This is a genomic window from Pseudomonas sp. S37 (assembly GCF_016658545.1).
Taxonomy (GTDB): domain Bacteria; phylum Pseudomonadota; class Gammaproteobacteria; order Pseudomonadales; family Pseudomonadaceae; genus Aquipseudomonas.
Map to the genome: position 1 here is coordinate 1 of NZ_JACVZC010000115.1, position 20046 is coordinate 20046.

At 63.9% G+C, this 20046-nt stretch carries 18 protein-coding genes; 9 read left to right on the forward strand and 9 right to left on the reverse strand.

Annotated features, from left to right (window positions below):
- Positions 1–53: 53 nt before the first annotated feature.
- Complete coding sequence (locus IAE39_RS24390; RefSeq protein WP_201207072.1) at positions 54–917, reverse strand: pirin family protein; 864 nt, start codon at positions 915–917, stop codon at positions 54–56.
- Positions 918–1035: 118 nt separating this feature from the next.
- Between IAE39_RS24390 and IAE39_RS24395 the strand changes: the two genes are divergently transcribed.
- On the forward strand, positions 1036–2043 hold the full coding sequence (locus IAE39_RS24395) for an amidohydrolase family protein (RefSeq protein ID WP_201207073.1): 1008 nt from the start codon (positions 1036–1038) through the stop codon (positions 2041–2043).
- 168 nt (positions 2044–2211) lie between these two features.
- Here IAE39_RS24395 and fabB read toward each other — a convergent pair whose 3' ends face one another.
- From fabB to IAE39_RS24420, 5 genes are all read right to left on the reverse strand, one after another.
- The gene (fabB, locus tag IAE39_RS24400; protein ID WP_201207074.1) at positions 2212–3432 is read right to left on the reverse strand and encodes a beta-ketoacyl-ACP synthase I; all 1221 of its coding nucleotides are present in this window, start codon (positions 3430–3432) and stop codon (positions 2212–2214) included.
- A gap of 11 nt (positions 3433–3443) precedes the next feature.
- Complete coding sequence (fabA, locus tag IAE39_RS24405; RefSeq protein ID WP_008089108.1) at positions 3444–3959, reverse strand: 3-hydroxyacyl-[acyl-carrier-protein] dehydratase FabA; 516 nt, start codon at positions 3957–3959, stop codon at positions 3444–3446.
- 207 nt (positions 3960–4166) lie between these two features.
- A complete protein-coding gene (locus tag IAE39_RS24410; protein WP_201207075.1) occupies positions 4167–6098 on the reverse strand; it encodes an ATP-binding protein in 1932 nt (643 codons plus the stop codon).
- Positions 6095–6985, reverse strand: coding sequence for an ABC transporter substrate-binding protein (locus tag IAE39_RS24415; RefSeq protein ID WP_201207076.1), 891 nt, complete (start codon positions 6983–6985; stop codon positions 6095–6097). Before IAE39_RS24415 ends, IAE39_RS24410 begins: the two co-directional genes overlap by 4 nt.
- Positions 6985–9132 carry a TonB-dependent receptor plug domain-containing protein gene (locus IAE39_RS24420; protein WP_201207077.1) on the reverse strand — a complete coding sequence of 716 codons (2148 nt, stop codon included), beginning with the start codon at positions 9130–9132 and terminating at the stop codon, positions 6985–6987. The genes IAE39_RS24415 and IAE39_RS24420 overlap by 1 nt, the downstream gene beginning before the upstream one ends.
- A gap of 221 nt (positions 9133–9353) precedes the next feature.
- Here IAE39_RS24420 and IAE39_RS24425 point away from each other — a divergent pair, with 221 nt between their 5' ends.
- The 8 genes from IAE39_RS24425 to IAE39_RS24460 all read left to right on the forward strand — a co-directional run bounded on the left by IAE39_RS24425 (position 9354) and on the right by IAE39_RS24460 (position 15632).
- Positions 9354–10379 carry an NAD(P)H-dependent glycerol-3-phosphate dehydrogenase gene (locus IAE39_RS24425; protein ID WP_201207078.1) on the forward strand — a complete coding sequence of 342 codons (1026 nt, stop codon included), beginning with the start codon at positions 9354–9356 and terminating at the stop codon, positions 10377–10379.
- A 24-nt stretch (positions 10380–10403) separates the two neighbouring features.
- A complete protein-coding gene (locus IAE39_RS24430; RefSeq protein ID WP_201207079.1) occupies positions 10404–10751 on the forward strand; it encodes a DUF4389 domain-containing protein in 348 nt (115 codons plus the stop codon).
- Positions 10748–11206 (forward strand): phosphohistidine phosphatase SixA, encoded by a 459-nt coding sequence (gene sixA / locus IAE39_RS24435; protein WP_201207080.1) that lies wholly within the window; start codon positions 10748–10750, stop codon positions 11204–11206. Before IAE39_RS24430 ends, sixA begins: the two co-directional genes overlap by 4 nt.
- Positions 11207–11557: 351 nt before the next feature.
- Positions 11558–11953, forward strand: a complete 396-nt coding sequence (locus IAE39_RS24440) for a hypothetical protein (RefSeq protein ID WP_201207088.1) — start codon at positions 11558–11560, stop codon at positions 11951–11953.
- 71 nt (positions 11954–12024) lie between these two features.
- A complete protein-coding gene (locus tag IAE39_RS24445) occupies positions 12025–12813 on the forward strand; it encodes an alpha/beta fold hydrolase (protein WP_201207081.1) in 789 nt (262 codons plus the stop codon).
- Complete coding sequence (locus tag IAE39_RS24450) at positions 12810–13664, forward strand: alpha/beta hydrolase (RefSeq protein ID WP_201207082.1); 855 nt, start codon at positions 12810–12812, stop codon at positions 13662–13664. The genes IAE39_RS24445 and IAE39_RS24450 overlap by 4 nt, the downstream gene beginning before the upstream one ends.
- Before the next feature lie 108 nt (positions 13665–13772).
- Positions 13773–14567, forward strand: coding sequence for a DUF4892 domain-containing protein (locus IAE39_RS24455; protein WP_201207083.1), 795 nt, complete (start codon positions 13773–13775; stop codon positions 14565–14567).
- Positions 14568–14579: 12 nt separating this feature from the next.
- Complete coding sequence (locus IAE39_RS24460) at positions 14580–15632, forward strand: AI-2E family transporter (protein ID WP_201207084.1); 1053 nt, start codon at positions 14580–14582, stop codon at positions 15630–15632.
- A 178-nt stretch (positions 15633–15810) separates the two neighbouring features.
- Here the strand turns inward: IAE39_RS24460 and IAE39_RS24465 are convergent, their stop codons facing one another.
- From IAE39_RS24465 to IAE39_RS24475, 3 genes are all read right to left on the reverse strand, one after another.
- Positions 15811–18231: a TonB-dependent siderophore receptor gene (locus IAE39_RS24465; protein ID WP_201207085.1), complete on the reverse strand. Its 2421-nt coding sequence runs from the start codon at positions 18229–18231 to the stop codon at positions 15811–15813.
- 121 nt (positions 18232–18352) lie between these two features.
- A complete protein-coding gene (locus tag IAE39_RS24470; protein WP_201207086.1) occupies positions 18353–19321 on the reverse strand; it encodes a FecR family protein in 969 nt (322 codons plus the stop codon).
- A gap of 55 nt (positions 19322–19376) precedes the next feature.
- A complete protein-coding gene (locus tag IAE39_RS24475) occupies positions 19377–19874 on the reverse strand; it encodes an RNA polymerase sigma factor (RefSeq protein ID WP_201207087.1) in 498 nt (165 codons plus the stop codon).
- Positions 19875–20046 lie beyond the last annotated feature (172 nt).

A 20046-nucleotide genomic window follows, 5' to 3' on the forward strand; every position in this document is an offset into this window, starting at 1 on the left:
GCCCCCTGTAGGAGCGGCCTTGTGTCGCGATGGGCTGCAAAGCAGCCCCAAAATCACCTAGGCAACTCGATCCTAGAAGTTTCCCCCGGCACCACAGGCCAATCCCCCGCCGCCCACCTGGCCCGGGCCCGTTCGATCAGCTCCGGTTCACTGGCCACAAAATTCCAGTTCATCCGCCGCGGCCCATCCAGCGGCGCCCCACCAATCAGCACCAGCTGACACTCACTCTCAGCATACAGCATCACCTCTTCGCCCTCCGGCAGCACCACCAGGCTGCACGGCGCCACGTCCTCGTCGTTCATCACCAACTCGCCATCGAGCACATAAAGCGCCCGCTGCGCATGCTCAGTCGGCACCCGCAAGGTAGTCGCCGGCTGCATCCGTACATGCGCATAGAGGGTAGGGGACAGCACCGGCACCGGTGACGCCAGGCAAAACCCGCTGCCGGCAATCATGCAGATGCGCACCCCGAGGTTGTCACTGACCGGCAGGTTGGCTGCCGGGTGATGGCTATAGCTGGCGGCGCCTTGCTCATGCTCGCGCGGCGATGCCAGCCACACCTGCAGGCCATGCAAGCGCGAGCCATGCGCCAGGGCGTCCGCAGGCGTGCGCTCGACGTGGGCCACGCCGCTGCCGGCGGTCATCCAGCTGACATCACCGGGCAGCACACGTTGGTCCGAGCCCAGGCTGTCCTTGTGCAGGATCGCCCCTTCGAACAGGTAGGTCAGGGTCGACAGGCCGATATGCGGGTGCTGGCGGATGTCCATGCCATGCCCCGGGGCATAGTCGGTTTCGAGCATGTGGTCGAAAAACACGAACGGGCCGACACTGCGGCACTGCGCCGAGGGCAGCGGGCGCAGGATCGGCTGGCCCTCGACCGATTCGGCGCGGGGGCGGATGACCAGTGGGCTGCTCATGGGGACGGCTCCAGGCGAAGTGGCGATGCTTGAAGCATAACGGTTTGCCCGTTGCGGCTGAACCGTCTCGTTGGCCAGCCGGTCTACTCTTTTCGTACCCGGATAAGGAAGCTGCCCCATGATTGCCAGAGCGCTGGCCAGCGTACTGTTATCCGCCTGTTTGTGCCAGGCGGCCCAGGCGCGCGACTACCGCTACAGCGATGCCCACCTGCACTACGTGGACTTCTTTCAGGAAAGTGAAGGCATGCCAGCGTTGCTCAAGGCCATGGATGCCGCAGGCATCGACCAATCGATGATTTCCGGCATTCCGGTGGCCAAGAAGTGGCACGAAGACGAGCCCAAGCGGCCACGCTACTACGCCGGTGACGATGCCGATGCCTACTGGTACAGCGCCACTGACACTTATGTGGCTGCCGCCCTGCAGCAGTTGCCGGCGGATCAGCGTAAACGCTTTCACCCGTTCCTGACTGGCTTCAACCCGGTGGACAAGAATGCCGTCAGCCATATCGAGCGCATGCTCGACATGTACCCAGGGCTATGGCAGGGCATCGGTGAGGTGTTCACCCGCCATGATGACCTGACCGCCTTGACCAGCGGTGACACGCCGCGTGCCAACAATGAGGCCATGACGCGCATCTACCATTTGGCCGCAGAGCGCGACCTGCCTGTGCTGCTGCATTCCAACATCACCTCCAAACGCGAGCGCAATCCGCTGTACCTGGCAGAGATCGAAGAGCCGCTGCGCAATCACCCGCACACGCGGTTTATCTGGGCGCATGCCGGCAGCAGCATGGAGATACACCGGCATCAGACGCAGATGGACTTTTTACTGCCAGTGCTGACGCGGTTGCTGGAGGATTACCCGAACCTGTATGTCGACTTGTCGTGGAGTGTGCTGGAGCCGTATCTGCTGGATGACAAGGGTGTGCCGCGCAAGGAGTGGCTGGCGTTGGTCGAGCAATACCCGGAGCGGTTCATGCTGGGGTCGGATTTGGTGGGGCGGTTTGGCAGTTTGGGCGAGCAGATGCACGGGTTCAGGCCGTTTCTGGATGCGTTGCCGGAACAGGTGGCCAACAAAGTGGCCCGGGAGAATTTTCTGGGGGTGTTGCCTAAGGTGCAGCAGTGACCTGTGCCGGCCTATTCGCGGGTGAACCCGCTCCCACAGGGACCGCATCGCATTCGGGCTTGTGATGATCTTGTGGGGGCGGGTTTACCCGCGAAGAGGCCGGCACAGGCAATACAAATAAAAACGCCCCGAACCAGTCGGGGCGTTTTCATTTACAGCGGCAGCGTCTTACTTGCCTTCCCAGCGCTTGAGCACCAGGGTGGCGTTGGTGCCGCCGAAGCCGAAGCTGTTGCTCATCACGGTGGTGAGTTTAGCGTTCTCTTCGGTTTTGGTCAGGATCGGCAGGTCGGCGACCTCCGGGTCCAGCTCGTCGATGTTGGCGGAGCCGGCGATGAAGTTGTTTTCCATCATCAGCAGGCAGTAGATCGCCTCGTGCACGCCAGCGGCGCCCAGCGAGTGGCCCGACAGGCTCTTGGTCGAGCTGATTTTCGGTGCCTTGTCGCCGAACACGGCGCGAACACCTTTCATTTCGGCAACGTCACCGACCGGGGTCGAGGTGCCGTGGGTGTTCAGGTAGTCGATCGGGGTGTCGACGGTGGACAGCGCCTGCTGCATGCAGCGGATGGCGCCTTCGCCGCTCGGGGCAACCATGTCGTAGCCGTCGGAAGTTGCACCGTAGCCAACGATTTCGGCGTAGATCTTGGCGCCACGGGCCAGGGCGTGTTCCAGCTCCTCGACCACGACCATGCCGCCACCGCCAGCGATGACGAAGCCATCACGGTCAGCGTCGTAGGCGCGCGAGGCCAGTTCCGGGGTTTCGTTGCGTTTGGTCGACAGGGCGCCCATGGCATCGAACAGGAACGACTGGCTCCAGTGCTCTTCTTCACCGCCACCGGCGAAGACGATGTCCTGCTTGCCCCACTGGATCTGCTCCAGCGCGGTACCGATGCAGTGAGCCGAGGTGGCGCAGGCCGACGAGATCGAGTAGTTGATACCCTTGATCTTGAACGGGGTGGCCAGGCATGCCGAAACGGTGCTGCCCATGGTACGGGTTACACGGTATGGGCCGACGCGCTTGACGCCTTTCTCGCGCAGGGTGTCCAGCGCTTCCATCTGGTTCAGGGTCGAGGCGCCGCCGGAGCCAGCCACCAGGCCGGTACGCGGGTTGGACACCTGCTCTTCGGTCAGGCCGGAATCCTTGATCGCGTCCTGCATCGCCAGGTAGGCGTAGGCAGCCGCGTGGCCGACGAAACGGTAAACCTTGCGGTCGATCAGTTCTTCGAGGTTGAGGTCGATGGACCCGGAAACCTGGCTACGCAGCCCCATTTCCTTGTATTCCGGGTTGTAACGGATACCCGGACGGCTGTTGCGCAGGTTTTCGGTGACGGTAGCTTTGTCATTGCCCAGGCACGAAACGATGCCCAGACCAGTGATAACGACGCGGCGCATGCGAATAACCCTTAGAAATTGTCAGTGGAGGTGAACACGCCGACCCGCAGGCCTTCGGCAGTGTAGATCTCGCGGCCGTCGACGCTGACCGAGCCATCGGCGATGGCCATGTTCAGCTTGCCCTTCAGGACGCGCTTGATGTGAATGTTGTAAGTGACTTTCTTGGCGGTAGGCAATACCTGGCCGAAGAACTTCACTTCGCCCGAACCCAGGGCGCGGCCGCGGCCCGGCAGGCCCTGCCAGCCGAGGAAGAAACCGACCAGCTGCCACATGGCGTCGAGGCCCAGGCAGCCCGGCATGACCGGGTCGCCTTCGAAGTGGCAGGCGAAGAACCACAGGTCCGGGGTGATATCCAGCTCGGCGACCAACTCACCTTTGCCGTACTTGCCGCCTTCTTCGCTGATATGGGTGATGCGATCGACCATCAGCATGTTCGGCGCGGGCAGTTGCGCATTACCTGGGCCGAACAGCTCACCGCGACTGCAGCGCAGCAGGTCTTCCCGAGTAAAGGCGTGTTGTTTGGTCATGCGAGCTCCTCAATAACCCCCTGTGGCAGGGGATGAATCTTCCCGACCGGCCCGATAACCAACGGCTTCGGGGCGGTAGCCTACAGGTAGACTATTGCGTTGTGGTGAAAGTCACAGCGCACCTGGCGAAAGAAGTACAGGTGTGCACTGAAACGTCTATTTTCAGGTCCGATGAAGGTCCTGTCCAGTGTTTAAGACTGCCGCACTTTAGCATTTATCGCCAGTCGCGGTTGTCTGGCCGGGTAACCAGCGTTGCAATACGCGCTGCAGTTCGGTGCGGCGCAAGGGTTTGCTCAGGTAGTCGTCCATGCCGGCGGCCATGCAGCGCTCGCGGTCACCGTCGAGCACATTGGCCGTCAGGGCGATGATCGGTATGCCGGCGCCGTTGGCCAGCTGGCGGATGCGCCGGGTGGCTTCATAGCCGTCCATCTGCGGCAGCCGGCAGTCCATCAGCACGGCGGCAAAGCGTTGCCGGCCGACCAGGTTGACCGCCTCAAGGCCATCTTCGGCCGTGCACACGGTCAGCCCCAGGCTGCGCAACATGGCTTCGATGACGCTCTGGTTGACCGGATTGTCCTCTACCAGCAGTACTTGTTCACCGTTGGGGGCGGGTGAGGGCGCATCCGTTGGCCGCGGCAGCGGCACAGGGGCAGGGCTGGCCAGGGCCAGGGGCATCTCCAGGGTAAAGGTCGAACCCAGGCCTACACGGCTTTCGCCGCGCAGCTTGCCACCCATGCGCTCGGCCAGGGTACGGGCGATAGAGAGCCCCAGCCCGGTGCCGCCATAACGTCGGGAAATCGAACTGTCGGCTTGCTGGAAAGCGACGAACATCATTTCCAGGCGGTCGCTGTCGATGCCGATCCCGGTGTCACGCACGCTGCAGGTCAGCCAGATCAGTTGCTGGTCGAGTACCTGCCAGCGGGCCTCGACCTGCACCTGGCCACGTTCGGTGAACTTCAGTGCGTTGCCGACCAGGTTGAGCAGAATCTGGCGGATGCGTGTGGGGTCGCCGTTAACCTGCAATTGTTCGAGGCCGCTTGGCAGTTGCAGGTGCAGGCCCAGGCCGCGCTGCTGGGCGCTGTGCTGGAATGACTGGACACTGCTGGTAATCAGCTCGCCGAGGTTGAAATCGATGTGTTCCAGTTGCAGCGCCGCCCGTTCGATGCGCGAGAAGTCGAGAATGTCGTTGATTACTTTCAGCAAGTGCCCGGTGGACTCGCTGGCTACCGCCGTGTAATCGGCCTGTTCATTGCTGAGCGTCGTGGTTTCCAGCAGTTGCAGCATGCCCAGCACGCCATTCATCGGGGTGCGCAGTTCGTGGCTCATCATGGCCAGGAAGTCCGATTTGGCGCGGTTGGCCTGCTCGGCCTCTTCACGGGCCTGGACCAACTCGGCAATGGCCTGCTTCTGTTCGTCGCTGGCCTGCTCCAGGGCGCTGGCCAGGTTGTTGATATGCCGCGCCAAGTGGCCCAGTTCGCTGTCGTCGACCACCGGCAACGGGGTGTTGTACTCGCCTTGCTGAATGGCCTTGACGGCATGGCCCATGTCACTGATCGGCTTGGCCAGGCTCAGGGCCAGGCGGCGCGCCAGCATGAAGGTGAACAGCAGGGCGAACAGCGCGAGGATGCCGGCCTTGATCACGATTTCCTGCTGACGCTGGCTGAAGGCGTCATCGGACATGCCGACGATCACCCGGCCCAGGTAGTCGTCACCGATGGCCGGGGTGGTGGCCTTACCCTGTTGCAGGAAGTCGTTGTCCAGGCGGATCTGTTGCAGGCGGATGGGCGCCTGGAACACTTCGACCTGCTGGGCACGGTTGGTGCTTTCATCAGATTGCTCGACGTACACCAGAATGTGGTTGCGGCTGTCCTGCACCTCGAGGAAACGCACGTGCGGGATGCTGAGGGTGGCGCGCATCAGCCCTTCGAGTACTTCGTTGTTGCCGGAAATCACCCCGTATTCCGACGCGGGTGCCAGCTGGTTGGCGATCAGTTGCCCCGTGTGGTTGAGCTCCTGGCGCAAGTCCTGGATACGCACGAAGGTAAAGAAGCTGATCAGCAGCAAGGTCAGCAGCAAAGCCGGGCCGAGGCTGATGATCTGGGTGCGGGTGTGAATGTCCCAGCTCAGGCGCTTGCTCATGGGGTGGGTTCTCCTTCGGCCAGGACCTTGGCGGCGGCGTTCGGATCGATCGGTTCAAGGCCCAGGGCGCGGGCCACCTGCTGGTTGCCACTGACACCGTAGTGCGCCGGATACAAGCTGCGCGGCCAGCGCGCGGGCGGCTGGTCGAGCAACTGGTCGAGTTCTGCCAGCCAGTCGTCCTGGTCGCTGTAGCTGCTGGCCAGGGCGCCGGCGCGAACAAAGCCCGCGTTCGGGCCGATCAGGGCCATTTGCCGGCTGTAGCTGCTTAGCAGCAGGTTTTTTGCGGTTTTGGAGTTGTACAGGTCGGGGTCGTCCAGGCCAAGCAGCACGTCACTGTTGCCCAGCAGGTGCTGCAGCGGCCGGTTGTCGCGCGGGTCGGACCAGTCCTGGGCAACGATCTCCAGGCCCAGGGGGCGGGCGGCATGGCGCAATTCGTCGAGCAGGAAGCTGCTGTGCTCACCGTACAGCACACCAACGCGCTGGGCCTGCGGCAGCAGATAGCGCGCCAGGCGCAATTGCCGGCCAGGCGGTGCGTCACTCCACAGCAAGGTGAGGAACGCGGGGCGCGACTTTCCCAGGCGTTGTTCAGCCTGTACCCGGCTGACACGCATGGCCAGGGCCGGAGGGCCGGCGGTTTCGCCCAGGCGCCACTCCAGCGCGGCATTATCGAGCAGGATCAGGCGCTGGTCGCTCTTGAGCTTGCCCGGGCGCGGCAGGTCGGCGGTGGCCTGGAAATGCACATGGTCATGCGGCCGGCGGCTTTCCAGTGCAGCGACGAAACTGCGGATGCCGGGCTGGTCTTCGGCACCGACCAGCAGGATTTCGGCGGCCGACAACGGCCCCAGCGGCCACAGGCACAGCAGCAACAGGCGCAGCAGCAAGGCCATCAGAACTCCAGCTCCGCGCTGACGCTCAGGCGGTGGCGGCTGTCGTAGCGGTTCTGGGCCGCCGTGGTCGGCTCATCGTCCAGGCGCTGTTGCCACAGCGCCGCCAGCTCAAGGTTGCTGCCATACACCCGAAAGCGCTTGGCCAGGCGCAGGTCCAGGCGTTCATAGCGGTACTCGTTGAGTGCATCGTCGCCGTAATAGAACAGTGCGCTCGACCAGCCGGCCCCCCATTCGTGCATCCACCCGGCCGAGCCGCTGTTGCGTGCGCTGAGGCGGCGGTCGTCGGGGTTGCTGGCCCAGGCATCGACATAGGCGTAGGTCAGGCGCAGGCGGTCGTTCAGGGTGGGGCGCCAGTCCAGTTGCGCCTCGCTGCCCGTGAACCGGGCCTTGTTGGCATTGCTGGCGATGTACTGGTTGTTCTTCAGCGGCTCGCTGATCATGCCGGTGATCTCGTCGTAGAACAGCTTCACGTCCATGCTCAGGTCGATGTCGCTGAAATAGCCGTTGTAGCCCAGCTCGCGAGAGCGCATGCGCTCTTGTTCGAGGTCGCCGGGGCCACGGGTCTTGACGAAGTACTGGCCGTTTTGCAGGCCGAATGCATTGGGGGTGAGGTTCTTGACCGTGTAGCTCCAGTTGACGTTGTTCTCGAACATGTCGGGCGAGCGCACGGCCTCGGAATACACCGCGCGCAGGCCGTGGCGCGGCGTGATCAGGTAGTTGACCGCGACGCGTGGGGTCAGCGAGCTGCCGGACAGCCGCGAGTCCTCGAACATGGCGCCGCCCTGCAGGATCCAGTGCTCGTCGGCACGCCATTCCAACTGGCCGAACAGGCGCCAGGTCTGGTCGTCGAGGCTGCCGTTGAAATAGGTCTGCGAGTCGGCACGATCATAGCGGTAGTTCATGCCGCTGAGCAGGCGCAGGCTGTCGGTCAGGCTCAGGGTGTCCTGGATTTCCAGGTCGTAGCGGGTTTCGCGCGTGCTCTGGTCGACATCGCCGCAGACCGGCTGGCTGCCGCCGGCCTTCCATTGTTCCTGCACCTTGTTCGACAGCGCACTGAGCACCGGGTCGCTGGTGGCAGGCAGGTCACCCAGGGCAACGCCTCGTGCCACTTTCTCGGCAAAGTCGGGGTTCATCTGCCAAAGCTGGGTCAGCTCGCTGCTGAACGACTGCAAGGCATCGCAGGCGCGCCAGACCTGCTGGCGGTCAAAGTGCTGCGCCGAGCCCTGGATGTACAGGCTGTGTTCGGCGTTGAAATCCTTGGTCCAGCGTATTGAGCCGGCGTAGTCCTTGGCATTGACGTCGGCGTTGTTGCCGGCTTCATAGCTGGCGAACACCGGCTGGTAGGTATAGGGCCGCTGGTTGCTGCCTTCCTTCGCCGCCAGTTGCCATTCCAGGGTCTGGTCGACGGCCAGGTTGTGGCTGGCGCTGAGGTTGAAGCGGTTCAGGCGGCGGCTGTCGCGGTAGTCCTGGCCGAACTGGTTTTCGTCAAAACCGTCGTCCTGCTGGCCCGAGACCGACAGGCGCATGTCGCCGCCCTCCCAGCCGAAGCCGTGGCTGAGGTAGTAGTCGTTGATGCCGTCCTGGCCGCGGGTCAGCTTCATGCGCGTGCCATGGCTGTCGGCCGGGTTGCGGGTAAGGATGTTGACCACGGCCATCAGCGCGTTGGCGCCATAACTGACCGTGTTCGGGCCGCGGAATACTTCGATGCGCTCGATATCCTCCATGGCCAGGGGGATGTCGCTCCAGTCCACCGTGGCCAGGCCGGCGCGGTACACCGAGCGGCCATCGATCAGTACTTGCATGCGCCGGGCGTCGTTGACGTTGCTGCCATGGTAGTTGACCGTGGGCTGGTTGCCGGCGCCATAGCCGATCATCATGCCTGGCACCAGGCGCAACAGTTCAGGAATGTCGCGTGCGCCGCTGGCGCGGATCAGCTCGCTGTCGAGCACGGTCATGCTGCCCGGCACCGCTGCCGGGGACTGTTTCAGGCGCGTGGCGGTCAGAACCTGTGGCAGGTCGGTGTTGTCGATGAACAAGTCGTCGGCCACGGCCGGGCCGCCGAGCAGGGCGGTGAGGATGAGCAGGCGCGGGTACGGGGGCGTGCCAGGGAACACAGAGCAGCCTTGTATCAGGAGTGAAACAGGCATGGTAACTGACCTTGGAGGTTTTGCCAGTGATCTGCTTTACCTGCATTGGCCCTTTCGCGGGTAAACCCGCTCCCACAATGACCGCACCGTGGCCGAAGGTGGTGCTGACCCTGTGGGAGCGGGTTTACCCGCGAAAGGGCCGGCACTGACACTGGTTCTGTCGCAGGCGAGCCGTATAATGGCGGGGTCGCCACTTAACTTTTGGCTTTAACGGATTGAATATGACTGAACAGCAACCTGTTGCAGTTCTGGGCGGCGGCAGCTTCGGCACCGCCGTGGCGAACCTGCTGGCGGAAAACGGTGTGCCGGTGCGCCAATGGATGCGCGACCCGGCCCAGGCCGAGGCCATGCGCCTCAATCGTGAGAACCCGCGTTACCTTAAAGGTATCCGTTTGCACGATGGCGTCGAACCGGTCAACGACCTGCTGGCCACCTTGCAGGCCTGCGAGCTGGTGTTCGTTGCCCTGCCATCGAGCGCCTTGCGCAGCGTGCTGGCACCGCACGCCGGTCTGCTGCGTGGCAAGGGCCTGGTCAGCCTGACCAAGGGTATCGAGGCGCAGAGCTTCAAGCTGATGAGCCAGATCCTCGAAGAAATTGCCCCCGAGGCGCGCATCGGCGTGTTGTCGGGGCCTAACCTGGCGCGCGAGATCGCCGAGCACGCGCTGACCGCCACGGTGGTCGCCAGCGAAGACGAAGCGCTGTGCCAGCACGTGCAAAAGGTGCTGCACGGGCGCACCTTCCGTGTTTACGCCAGTGCCGACCGCTTTGGCGTCGAACTGGGCGGGGCGCTGAAGAACGTCTATGCGATCATCGCCGGCATGGCCGTGGCGCTGGGCATGGGCGAGAACACCAAGAGCATGCTGATTACCCGGGCTTTGGCCGAAATGACCCGCTTTGCCGTCAGCCAGGGCGCCAACCCCATGACCTTCCTCGGCCTGGCCGGCGTCGGTGACCTGATCGTCACCTGCTCCTCGCCCAAGAGCCGCAACTACCAGGTGGGCTACGCGCTGGGCCAGGGCCAGAGCCTGGAAGAGGCGGTCAACCGCCTGGGCGAAGTGGCCGAAGGCGTCAACACGCTCAAGGTGCTCAAGGCCAAGGCCCACGAGGTACAGGTGTACATGCCGCTGGTGGCGGGCCTGCATGCCATCCTCTTCGAAGGCCGTACGCTGAACCAGGTGATAGAACACCTGATGCGCGCCGAGCCCAAGACCGATGTCGATTTCATTTCCATCAGCGGTTTCAACTGAGCCGAACAGAGCAAGGAGCGGTACATGAACGATACCCCGGAGCGCGCCCAGCGCGAGTCGATCATCCTGCGGGTGCTGTGGATGCTGGTGTTCCTGGTGGTCTGGCAGCTGGCCGAACTGCTGCTGGGTGGCCTGGTGCTGGTGCAACTGATCTACCGCCTGGTCTATGGCGCACCCAGCGCCAGCCTGATGAACTTCGGCGACAGCCTGAGCCAGTACCTGGCGCAGATCGGCCGTTTCGGCAGCTTCCACACCGACCAGAAGCCTTGGCCGTTCGCTGACTGGCCGGCAGCGCGTGCGCCGGAAGGCGAGGCTGCGCATGCGGTAGCACCGGCCCCGCACCCGGCGCGTGACGAGGAACCCAAGCTGTGAAACTGTGGGTATTGCGCCACGGTGAGGCAGAACCACGGGCCAACACCGATGCCGAGCGGCGCCTGACTGCCCATGGTCGCGAGCAGGTGCTGCACAGTGCCGCTCGCCTGCTGGGGCAACCGTTGCAGGCGATTATCGCCAGCCCCTACGTGCGCGCCCAGCAGACGGCGGCGCTGGTGCATGAGACCCTGGGCTTCGCTGAGCCGGTGCGTACGGTGCCGTGGCTGACCCCGGAGAGCGATGTGCAGCAGGCCATCGGCGAAATCGAGCGGCTGGGGCTGGAGCATGTGCTGCTGGTCAGCCACCAGCCCTTGGTGGGCACCCTGGTTGGGGCGCTGGAGCATGGCCACAAGCAACAGCCGGCAGCCATGAGTACTGCCAGCCTGGCTGAGCTGGAAGGGGAGTGGCCGCTGGCTGGGCTGATGACCCTGCGAGCGCTTAATTCTCCGGTTTGAGAACTGGAGACGCTGTGGGAGCGGGCGCGCCCGCTCCCACCTGACCTGCATCACCTTCAGTGCAGGCACAGATCCTGTAGGAGCGGCCTTGCGTCGCGATGGGCTGCAAAGCAGCCCCGGCATTTTGTGCATCTGTGCGGAAACCCTGGGGCTGCTGCGCAGCCCATCGCGACGCAAGGCCGCTCCTACAGGGTCTGTGCTGGCCAGAGGAATCATGCAAGACAGTTGCTCCCACAAGTACCCCGGAATTCGAAAAGGCAACTGGCATTTTTGTCAGTTGCCGCATTCATCTATCCATTGCTAGCGTTGCCCCAAAGCAAAAGAGTCAGGGAGCGACGAATGACCGGTGTGATGCGGGAGCTATTGAGCTCCCTGGACTTGCAACCCACCATCGAAAAGGTTGACCAGGGGGATTCGCTGGATTTTGTCCAGTACAGCCTGCTGCGCGAGTCCGCCGATGCCAAACTTTACCAGTTGATGCACAAGCTCGCGGGCAACGCCGAACTGGAGCCCACCGCCAGGCAACAGAGCGAGCACGACCTGCGCACCCTGCAGCACGCCTGCCAGCGCGTATCCCACCTGCTGCAAACCAGCTGCCTGGCCTTGCGCCGCCTGCAACTGGACTACCCGGACCAGCATCTGGCCCGTGAAGCGCTGGAGAGCCAACTGGCCTACATGCAGGCCTGCCTGCGGCGGTCGCTGGACAGTTTCGACCGCTCCTCATGGCCTGATCGTCACCGCCGATGACCTTTCCGGACATTGCCGAAAGCCCCTTCGATACCGACAATGGGCCATCATCCCCGTCCGGACCTGGCGCCATGTCGCAGCAGATCTTCTTCGCTCATGCCAACGGTTTCCCTTCGGCCACCTACGGCAAGCTGTTTGCCGCGCTGGCGCCGGACTATCACGTGCAGCACCTGGCCCAGCACGGGCACGATCCACGCTTTCCGGTGGACGACAACTGGCAGAGCCTGGTCGATGAGCTGTTGCATCACCTGGCGCAGCAGGATCAACCGGTCTGGGGCGTCGGCCATTCGCTGGGTGGGGTATTGCACCTGCACGCGGCGTTGCGCTGCCCTGAGTACTACCGTGGGGTGGTCATGCTCGACTCGCCGGTGCTGACCCGTGCCGACCAGTGGCTGCTGCGCACTGCCAAGCGCTTTGGCTTCATCGACCGCATTACCCCGGCCGGGCGCACCCTGGGCCGTCGTGAAACCTTCAATGACCGCGACAGTGCCCGGGACTATTTCGCCGGCAAGTCATTGTTCCGCCATTTCGACCCCGACTGCCTCGATGCTTACATAGAACACGGCCTGCAAACGATGGAGCAAGGCCTGCAGCTGCGCTTCGACCCGGCGACCGAAATCAGCATCTACCGCAGCATCCCGCATACCAGCCCCGCCCCCGCGCGCCAGTTGCAGGTGCCGCTGGCCATGGTGCGCGGCGACCGGAGCAACGTCATTCGCCGCCACCACACTTTGGCCGTGCGTGGCATGCCCATGGGGGAGTACCACAGCGTGCCGGGCGGGCACATGTTTCCATTGGAGCGGCCGGCAGACACCGCCAGCCTGATCAAGGGCCTGTTCGACCGCTGGAGCCAGGCATGAGCGCGCAGGTTGAGGAAATCCGCCTGAGCCTGGGCCATATCGAACTGGCCGCGCACCTGTTCGGCCCTGAAGACGGGGTACCGGTGCTCGCCTTGCATGGCTGGCTGGACAACGCCAACAGCTTCGCCCGCCTGGCCCCGCAACTGAAGGGGCTGCGCATCGTTGCCCTGGACCTGGCCGGGCATGGCTACTCGGAGCACCGCCCGCCGGGGGCCGGCTATGCCCTGGCCGACTATGCCCATGACGTGCTGCGGGTCGCCGAGCAACTGGGCTGGCAGCGTTTCGCCCTGCTGGGCCATTCGCTGGGGGCAATCATTTCGGTGCAATTGGCCGGCGCGTTGCCGGAGCGGGTCAGCCACCTGGCCTTGATCGACGGTGTCATCCCGCCGACCGGCGCCGAACAGGATGCCGGTGAGCGCCTGGGCATGGCGTTGCAAGCCCAGTTACGCCTGGATGGCAAGCGCAAGTCGGTGTACACGACCCTGGAACAGGGCGTGCAGGCACGCATGAAAGGCATGGTCGCGGTCAGCCGCGAGGCGGCCGAACTGTTGGCCCGGCGTGGCCTGATGCCAGTGCCGGGTGGCTACAGCTGGCGCAGCGACAGTCGGCTGACCCTGCCGTCGCCGGTGCGCCTGAGCGAGGCCCAGGCCATGGCCTATGTGCGCCGGGTGAACTGCCCGGCGCAACTGGTGGTAGCCGCTGATGGCATGCTGGCGCGCCACACCAGCCTGTTGAAGCAGCTACCCTTTGAGCAGGTGACGCTGCCGGGTGGTCATCACCTGCACCTGAATGATGAACAGGGCGCGGCCCTTGTCGCAGACTGTTTCAATCGCTTCTTTGGCTTTGCTTGACTTGCACCGGACAAGTGTCGAGGCTTGGCGGGTTGAAAGGGAGACAACCATGCAACTGCCAGACATCCTGGAGCTTCACTTCGGCGCAGAGCGCCGCCTGGTTCGCCGATGAGCGCGCCTTCAGCCATCCGTACTGCCGTCGCCGCCTGCCTGGCGTTCGCCAGCCCCCTGCTGTGGGCCGGTAGCCTGCCGGTGCCTCAAGACGCCAAGGTGGTCGACCAGCGCCCGGCCGTGGAGCAGGAGCGCGTTTACCCGATGGGCCCGCTGCGCAAGATCAGTGGTCGACTGCGGGTGGACGACAAGGTCGAAAGCCGCGGTCAGGTCAGTTCGGTCACGTACGAACTGCCGGTCGAACGCAGCGCTCGCGAAGCCTTCACCAGCGCCCGCGAAGCGCTGCAGCGCGACGGTGGCTACCCGTTGTTCTGGTGCCAGGGCCGCGATTGTGGCGAGGCCAGCCTGTGGGCCAACGATGTGTTTGCCAATGCCCGCCTCAATGGTGGTGACGAACAGCAGGCATTCATTCTGCTGCGCCGCTCGGCAGAAGAGGCCGACACCCTGGTCGCGCTGTACAGCGTTACCCGTGGCAACCGCCGTGCCTACCTGCATGTGGAGGAGTTCGTCGCCGGCAGCCCGCTGGGCGACCTGCTGCCGACCGCCGCCACGGTGCTGCGCGAAATGCGCGACACCGGCAAGCTGGACTACCCTGACCTGGCTGCACCGCAAGACACCTGGGTGAGCCTGCTGGCCCGCAGCCTGAACCTCGACAGCACCTTGCGCGCCAGCCTCAGTGGCGCCCAGGCCGAGGCCTGGCGCGAGGCGCTGACCAAGGCCGGCGTGCGTAACGGCCGCCTCGAAGTTGGCACCGCGCCCACCGATGGCCTGCACCTTGAACTGATCCGTTGAACGAGCGCCACCATGGTTAACAATGATCGCCTGCTGGTCCAGATTCTGCTGTTGGCGTTGCTGGGTGCTGGTCTGTGGGTGATGGCACCGTTCATTTCGGCGCTGCTGTGGGGGGCCATCCTGGCCTTTGCCAGCTGGCCGTTGATGCGCTTGCTGACGCGTGTGCTGGGCGGGCGGGAGACGCTGGCGGCCAGCCTGCTGACCACGGCCTGGATCCTGATCGTGGCACTGCCGCTGGTATGGCTGGGGTTCAACCTGGCCGACCACATTCGTGATGCCACAGCGTTCGTGCGTGACGTGCAGGTCGACGGCCTGCCCGATGCACCGGCGTGGCTAGGCGGTATCCCGTTCGTAGGCGAGCGGCTGGTCAGTTGGTGGCAGTCGCTGGACCAGCAGGGCGCGGCCTTGCTGGCCTCGGTCAAACCCTACCTGGGGCAGGTGGGCAACTGGTTGCTGGCGCGCAGTGCGCAGATCGGCAGCGGGGTGCTGGAGCTGACCCTGAGCCTGGTGTTCGTGTTCTTCTTTTACCGTGACGGGCCGCGCTTGTCGGCGTTCGTGCTGCGCTTGCTGCACCGGTTGATGGGCGAGCGTGCCGAGTACTACCTGGAGTTGGTGGCCGGTACCGTGCAGCGCGTGGTCAACGGGGTGATCGGCACGGCGGCGGCGCAGGGCCTGCTGGCGTTGATCGGCTTCCTGATTGCAGGCGTGCCGGGGGCCATCGTGCTGGGCCTGGTGACCTTCATGCTCAGCCTGATCCCCATGGGCCCACCCCTGGCCTGGATTCCGGCTACCGCCTGGCTGGTGTGGAAGGGCGAGTACGGCATGGCGGTGTTCCTGGGCATCTGGGGCACCTTCATCATCAGCGGCGTGGACAACGTGCTCAAACCGTACCTGATCAGCCGCGGCGGCAACCTGCCGCTGGTGATCGTGTTGCTGGGGGTGTTTGGTGGCTTGCTGGCGTTTGGCTTTATCGGCCTGTTTATCGGGCCGACCTTGCTGGCGGTGGGTTACAGCCTGTTGCTGGACTGGAGCCGCAACTCGGCGCACCAGCCCCCCGTCCAATAACCTGGGTTGGCCTCTTCGCGGCTGAAGCCGCTCCCACAGGGACGGCGCCGCTCTGAGGGATGGCGCAGAACCTGTAGGAGCGGCTTTAGCCGCGAACACCGGCGCAGCCGGTGCCATCATCGCGTTGGATTTTTCGCGGCTAAAGCCGCTCCTACAGGGTATGCGAACCGCTTGCGAACTAGTACTTCCAGGTAACCGATGCGGTGAGGTTGCGGGGCGCACCGTAGTTGGTGGAGCCCGCCGACTGGTACAGCGACAGCAGGTACTTGCGGTCGAACACGTTGTTCAGGTTCAACGACGCACTCCAGTGCTCATCGAATTCGTAGCTCCCCATCAGGTCCACCAGCGCGTAAGCCTCCTGGCGCACGCGGCTGTTACCATCTGCCTGTGTCGCACTTTGCCATTGCACGCGTGTTCCAACCCGGGCTTGTGGCTGGCTCGGCAGGCGATAGGTGACACTGCCACGCACGCTGTGGCTGGGTACATAGCGGCGGGTCTTGTCGCCCTTGTCATCCTCGATATGCACATAGGTGTAACCGGCAGCCAGGTCCAGGCCAGGCATCGCCTCGCCCGAGGCTTCCAGTTCCACGCCATGGCTGTCGTTGTCTTCGCCACGGTAGGTGTACTGGCCATTGACGATTTCGCCAGTGGTCACCGCCACGTTCTGCTGCTCGGTCTTGAACAGGGCGGCGCTGACGGTCAGGCGGTCTTCCAGCAGGCTACCTTTCACGCCCAACTCGGTGCTTTTGCCTTCCAGCGGTTCGATCACGCCCCCGGCGCTGCTGCGCAGGTACTGCGGTTTGAAGATCTCGGTCCAGCTGGCATACACACTCCACTGCGCATTCAGGTCGTAGACCAGCCCGGTGTAGGGCGTGACCTTGCCGTGCACCCGGGTATCGTGTGCGGCGCCATAACCCATGCCGTCGCCATCGGCACTGAGCATACGGGCGCCGGCAATCCAGTGCAGGTCATCGGCCAGACTGAAACGTGCGCCGGCATACAGGCTTTTCTGGCGGTCGGTGAAGTGTTGGGTGTTGAGTTCGTCGGTGTAGGTCAGCGGCGGTTTCACCACGGCGCCGGCCAGTGCATCGGCCAGGCTGACGATTTCGCTGCCGGAACTGTTGCGGTAATGACCGCGTTCGTCGTGGCGACTGCGGCCGTAGTTGGCGCCGAGCGTCAGCTCGTGTTCTCGCCCGAACAGGGCGAAAGGGCCAGACAACTGCGCTTCACCAATGAGCTGGTGTTCGGTACTGGTGGTGCGGTTGATGTAAGCGAACACGTCATCGGCGGTGAAGGGGATGGCGTACAGCATCTGGGTGTCCTGATGCTGGTTTACCCCGGTCAGCGTCACCTTGCCTTGCCAGCCCTCGCCAAAGTCATGCGCCAGTTCCGCAAAAGCCCGTTGCGTATGGATATTCCAGTAGGTCCACGGTTGGCCAATACTGGAACTGCGGCTGCCGTAGTGAATCGGGTTGCCCTGGTAGTCGGCCATCGGCAGTGCGCCCCAGGTGCTGCCGTTGGCATCGCTTTTCTGTTCGGAGAAACCCACGGTCAAGGTGTCTGCCTCGCTCAGGTCGAAGTCCAGCAGGCCTGCCGTGACATTCAGTTCGTGGCTGTAGCGGTCCAGGTACGAGTTGCCCTTGTCGTGGGCGTAGATAAAGCGCCCACGCACGTTGCCGCTGTCGGTCAGGGGGCCGCTCACATCCAGGTCGGCGCGGCGGTTGTCCCAGGCGCCGATGCTGGCGCCAATCCTGGCCTGGAAGGTGTCGGTCGGCCTTTTGCGCACGAAGTTGACCGTGGCCGATGGGTTACCGGCCCCGCTCATCAGGCCGTTTGCACCGTGCAGCACATCGATCTGCTCGAACTCGGCCAGGTCCTGGTCGCCCAGCAGCACACCGGACGAGAAGGGCATGCCCATGCCGTCGTATTCGAAGTTATCGATGGTGAAGCCGCGCGAGGTGAACGCCGTGCGGTCGGTTTCGAACTGCTCGACGGTGACCGTGGGGGCATTGCGCAGCGCGTCCTTCACGCTGTTGAGTTTGAAATCGTCGAGTTGTTCGCGGGTGACGCTGGACACCGCCTGGGGCGTTTCCCGAGTGCTCAGGCCCAGGCGTGTGGTACTGGCGGCGGGCCTGGCCTGGTAGCTGCGGCTCTGGCCATTGCTTTGGGCCTGCAGGTACTGCACCTGCGTGGGGGCCAGGGTCACCTGGTTGCCGGCGCCCTGGCTCTCGCTGGGCAGCAGGTACAGGGTTGCGGCATCGGTACGGGCGAAATTGTAACCACTGCCTTGCAGCAACCTCGCCAGGCCGTCTTCGGCCGAATAGCTGCCGACCACCGCGGAGCTGCGCAGGCTGGCATCGACATTGCCGTCGAGCAGCACGTTTTGCCCGGTTTGCTGGCTGAACACCAGCAGGGCCTGGCGCAGCGGCTGGGCCGGGATGTTCAGCGACAGCTTGTGTAGCGCGCTTGCCGCCGGCGCGGCAGGCGCCGACTGCGCCTGGGGGGCGCCGGCCAGCATGGAACAGGCCATTGCTGCGCTGAGCAGGCTGCGCTGCCAGCGTGGGTGGATCAAGAGGTTGCGGTCGTGTTGCGTGGCCATTCGGGGCGCCCCATACAAATACAGATATGCGAATAACTCTCAGTGCCGTTAAGACGCATGAGGCATTTGAATGTCTGATGGGACTTTGAAGTTTTTTAACAAAGCCACGCCTGCCTCTTGGTCAAGCGGGGTAGAGCAGGGTAACCAGGTCGGTATAGCGTGCCGTGCGCACGGCCAGTGCGCGGGACAGCACATCGAGCATTTGCCCGGGTTGCTCCAGGTTGAGGATCAGGCTGACCCGGCGGGCCGCCAGTTGCTTGTCCATGATAAAGATGCGCCCCTCGCGCCAGCGCTGCAGTTCATCGACCACCGCCTGCAACGGCTGGTTGAAGAACACCAGCCGCCCGCTGCGCCAGGCCAGTACCTGCTCCAGCTCGGCGCGCTGTATATCACCGGTCGAGCGTGGGCTGAAACTTAGCGCCAGGCCTTCTTCCAGCTCGGTCTGCTGGGTGGCCGCCAGCACCTGAACGCGATGTCGGTGTACCGCTACCTGCGCTGTATCAGCGTGGCAGGACAAGGTGAACTCGGCTTCACTGCAGCGCAATTCACCGGCCTTGCTGACCACAGTGAAAGGGCCTGCGCTGCTCGGGCGGGCCATGAAGAATGCCTGCCCATGCAGCAGTTCGACCACCCGATGGGTTGGCGAGAAATCCAGGTTCATGGCGGTATGCCCGGCCATCTCCACCGTCGAGCCATCGGGCAGGCGGGCGATACGTCGCTCACCCACCGCGGTGCCCAGGTCGGCGAAGGGTGTGTCCATGCCTTTGAGCCAGAACAGGCCGGCACTGGCACTGGCGGCTGCGGCACTGGCGGCGATCCCCATGCCGATGAAGCGGCGGCGAGAGAGGCGTGCCGGGGGTGTTTGCCTGGCCACAGGCGGCTGCAGAAGCTGCGCCGAGGCAGCCCAGAGATTCTCCAGTTCCGCATAGGCCAGGGCGTGGCGCGGGTCAGCCGCCATCCACGCGGCCCACGCCTCGCGCTGTGCCGCGCTGGGCGCGCCGCCATGGAACAACGCGAACCAGGCGTTGGCCTGTTGACCGATGTCGTCGGCGAGCGAGGCGGGGTCGGTAAACGGCGGTTCGCGGTTCATGGGTTCAACGCTTCACAGGCAATAGCAGGGTGGGTGCATTGTGGCAGGCCTTGCATCACCGGGACATGCCTTGTTTCAACAGTTCCAGGGCCTTGACCATGCGGCTGTAGGCCGTCTTGGGGGAAATACCCAGGCGGGCGCCGATGTCGACATAGGTCATGCCTTCGACTCGCACCATCAGGAATACCTCGCGGCAGGGCGCGGGCATGTTCTGGATCACGCTGTTCAATGCGGCCAGTTGCTGGTTGGCGATGGCGGCCTGTTCCAGGTTTGCGCATGGCTGGGCCACTGCGTTGGCCTCGGGCGAATCCAGAGGTTCACTCTTGCGGTGCTGCTGGCGGCGGGTATGGTCGATGAACAGGTTGCGCGCGCTGGAGAACAGGTAGGCGCGGAAGTTTTCGATGCGGCTGCGGCCCATCTGTTCAGAAAGGCGAATGAAGGTGTCCTGGGTCAGGTCGGCTGCGGTTTCCTTGCAACGCAGGCGACGGTCCAGGTACTCCTGAATCTCTTCGCGGTGGGCGAGATAGAGTGCCTTCAGATCTGAACCGGACATGGGCCACCTTGGCGGACGAGCGAGCGAGGGCGGCAAAATACCACAAGTGAGAATTGTTTTGATTAGAGTTTATGCATATCCATGTGCCGGCCTCTTCGCGGGCTTGCCCGCTCCCACAGGTAATGCGCCCTGATCTTTACGCATTCTTTATACCCACCCCCACCCCTCGATC